General features: G+C 71.6%; 3 protein-coding genes. 1 reads left to right on the top strand and 2 read right to left on the bottom strand.

Features of this window, described 5'->3' with window-relative positions:
* Positions 1–145: 145 nt before the first annotated feature.
* Positions 146–1,090: a hypothetical protein gene (locus ACFXMF_RS36830; protein ID WP_379990137.1), complete on the top strand. Its 945-nt coding sequence runs from the start codon at positions 146–148 to the stop codon at positions 1,088–1,090.
* A gap of 107 nt (positions 1,091–1,197) precedes the next feature.
* Here the strand turns inward: ACFXMF_RS36830 and ACFXMF_RS36825 are convergent, their stop codons facing one another.
* Complete coding sequence (locus ACFXMF_RS36825; RefSeq protein WP_379990138.1) at positions 1,198–1,416, bottom strand: MbtH family protein; 219 nt, start codon at positions 1,414–1,416, stop codon at positions 1,198–1,200.
* Positions 1,413–3,149 (bottom strand): thioesterase domain-containing protein (locus ACFXMF_RS36820; protein ID WP_380017858.1); only part of this gene is annotated, 1,737 nt, incomplete at its 5' end. The genes ACFXMF_RS36820 and ACFXMF_RS36825, both read right to left, overlap by 4 nt.

The raw sequence follows: 3,149 nt of genomic DNA, 5'->3' as shown, positions 1-3,149 counted from the left end.
TTTCCCGATCCCCCGCCATTGTTAGTAGTTATCGCCCGACGGGGATTAGGGCCCTCAGGGGGGCGATCACTTGGGGGTGGTGGGGCCGGTCGTCGGTCCCCACCCCCCCCACCGATCCCACCGACCGCACGAGGTACGAGGGTTGGTGAACAAGGTGACCCACCGCCTGACCGAGGCATGCCGGGCGCTGCGCGTGCCGCACACCGACCTGGTGGATGCCGTCTGCGCCCTGTCCTGGCGTCCCCCGCCACCCGCCGGCCCGCACCCGGTGCGCCGTCTCTACGAGCAAGTGCTCCAGGCGGTCGGCGAGTTGCCGCTCGGCACGGTACAGCCCGGCGATGTGAGCGCGGCCATGGAGGTGCGCACCGGCGCCCTGGACGTCCAGGTCCCGCCGCCGTCCGACGCCGTCGCCCTGTGCATCGCACACACCGTCGACGACCTGGGCGTCCTCGACCTCGACGAGCTGGTCCGAAACGCCCTCACCCGAAGCGAGTTGGCGTGCGGCGCGGCCACCGTCACCGGGGAGCGCGCCTCGTGCACCGCCTCGGACGCACCGGGCGAGCACAGCTCCTGCGCGGCCTCGAAGAGCCCGCACGGGCCGGACCCCGCGGACTGCGGAACCCTGGACCGGCTCGCCGCCGGGATCCTCGTCGACGAGATCACCGAGCGTCCCCCGCAGTCGTGGGGGCGCCCCCACACGGACGCCATACGGGCCGCGACGTACCGCAGCCTCGCCGATCTCGCGGACGCCCTCCTGGAGGTCTCGGAGTCCACACCGACCCCGCTGGACTGGGAGTTCGACGCCACGGGCCGGCGGCAACGCGCCGGCGTCGACCTCGGCGGCATCCGGTACACCGTGTTCGTCCACCGGGACGATGCCGCTCCGCGCGAGGACGCGACGGACCGGCACCATCCCCCGCTCCCGACGCTCCGGGCCGGGTGGATGTGGCGCCTGGACGCCGGATCCCCGGACGGCTCCCCCGACGGATGTCCCTCCCACGGCTGCGGTCCCTACCCCTCCGCCCCGGCGGCCCGACACGCCGCCGAGTGCGCGATCACCGCGCTGGCCGCCGGTCGTTGCCACCCATAGGGCTGTGCGGTACGACGGTGGCGGGGTCCTTCCCACGCCTTGGAAGGACCCCGCCGTCACACGAATCCCGCCGGCCGCCGCGTTTCGCGGGTGATGCGACGCCGGTCCTATTCCCGGGTGTTCGTGGCCTCGATGAGGGATTTGGGGCGCATGTCGGTCCAGGTACGGTCGATGTATTCCAGGCAGGCCGATCGGGTGTCCCCGGGGTGGGCGATGCTCCAGCCTTCGGGCACGTCGAGGAAGGCGGGCCACAGGGAGTACTGATTCTCGTCGTTGACCAGCACGAGGTAGGTCGCCTCGTCGTCCTCGAACGGGTTGGTGGTCATGTCAGCCTTTCGGTCGGTGCGCCCCGGAGGGCACTGATCGGCGCATCGCCGGCGGAGTGGCGTGCGGCGATCCGGTCGAGGTGGGCCGCGAGGACGGGTCCGATGTGGGCGAGCGGGCCCGGCTGGGTCATCCGGTCGTGGCGGGTGTCGACATCGTGGCATTCGATCCGGCCGGTGAGATACGGCTGCCACGCGGCGGTGATGTCGGGGAGGTGCGGGGGGCGGTCGACGGTGGCGTTGAACAGCAGCAGGTCGCCGTCGAACACACCGGGCGTGAAGGCGTGTGCGAGTCGGTTGTCACGGGCCAGGTTGGCGGTGACGGCCTCGATGTGGTGTGGTTCCAGGCCGACCGGCGCGCCGCCGTGTTCGCGCAACAGGCGCACAGCCTCCGCACCGGTCATCGGCTCGGGAGGCAGCGCGTCCGGGTCGAGGCCCAGGAAGAGGGCCAGCGTGCCGCGGACGGTGGGGACGGCCGACGCGTCGTAGGGGAGCCCGCACAGGGGATTGACGTCGAGGATCGCCAGCAGCGCGGTGTCCTCGCCGCGTTGGCGCAGTTCGACGGCGATCGCGTGTGCGATGAGGCCCCCCATGGACCAGCCGAGGATTTGGTACGGGCCTCGGGGTTGGATTCTGCGGATCTGTTCGGTGTAGTCGGCGGCCATCTCTTCGACGCTGCCCGGGTGCGGCCCGTCGGGGCGGGTCAAGGTGCGGGCCTGGATCGCGTACACCGGGTGTTGCGGGTGGACGTGCTGCAGCAGCCCGCTGTACGACCAACTCAGGCCGCCGCCGGGGTGGATGCACCACAGCGGCAGCCCGTCCCCGTGCGGACGCAGCGGCAGCACGGTCTCGAACGCGCCATCGGGACCATCGACGTTCAGCCGCTCCGCCAGGCCGGCCGCGGTGGGTGTCTCGAACAGGGCTTGCAGGCCCGGAGTGACGCCGAAGGTCTCTCGCACACGCGTCATCAACCGCGCGGCAAGGAGGGAGTGTCCGCCCAGGGTGAAGAAGTCGTCGTCGACATGGACTCGTTCCCGGCCGAGGACTTCGGCGAACAGGTCGCACAGCAGTTGTTCGTGCGGGGTCCGTGCGGGTTGCCCGCCGGGTCGGGGCTCGTCGTGTTCGGGGGCGGGCAGTGCGGCGCGGTCGGGCTTGCCGGTGGAGGTGAGCGGTACGGCCTCCAGGGTGACGAACGCGGCCGGCATCATGTAGTCGGGCAGAAGCTGCACCAAGTGCCGCCGCAGTTCCTGCTGTTGCGGGGACCGTCCGGGGGCCGCCACCAGATAGGCGACGAGGCGCTTGTCGCCGGTCCGGTCCTCGCGGGCGACGACGACGGCCTGAGTCACGTCGGGGTGCGCGGTCAACGCCGTCTCGATCTCGCCCGGTTCGATCCGGAACCCGCGGATCTTGACCTGCTCGTCGACGCGCCCACAGAACTCCAACCCGGCCCCGTCCGTACGCCACTTCACCAAGTCGCCGGTACGGTACATCCGTTCCCCGGACGTCCCCAGCGGGCAGGCCACGAACCGTTCGGCGGTCAGGGCGGGCCGGTTCGGGTAGCCGCGGGCCACCCCCGGACCGGCCAGATACAACTCCCCCGCCACACCGGGCGGCAACAACTCCAAGCCGACGTCCAGGACATAGGCGCGCATGCCGGGCATCGGCCGACCCAACGGCAGCGGCCGATCGGCGGCGATCGCGGCTTCGAGCCGATGGTAGGTGGCGAACGTCGTCGC

Origin of the sequence: Embleya sp. NPDC059213, assembly GCF_042754445.1 — a bacterium.
GTDB lineage: Bacteria > Actinomycetota > Actinomycetes > Streptomycetales > Streptomycetaceae > Embleya.
Note: the sequence above shows the minus strand (reverse complement) of the source record. Positions and strands in the feature narration are given on the sequence as shown.

What these genes read in the sequence shown, in the direction of transcription:
- ACFXMF_RS36825 (WP_379990138.1), bottom strand. Translation starts at nt 1,416, where the DNA reads ATGACCACCAACCCGTTCGAGGACGACGAGGCGACCTACCTCGTGCTG.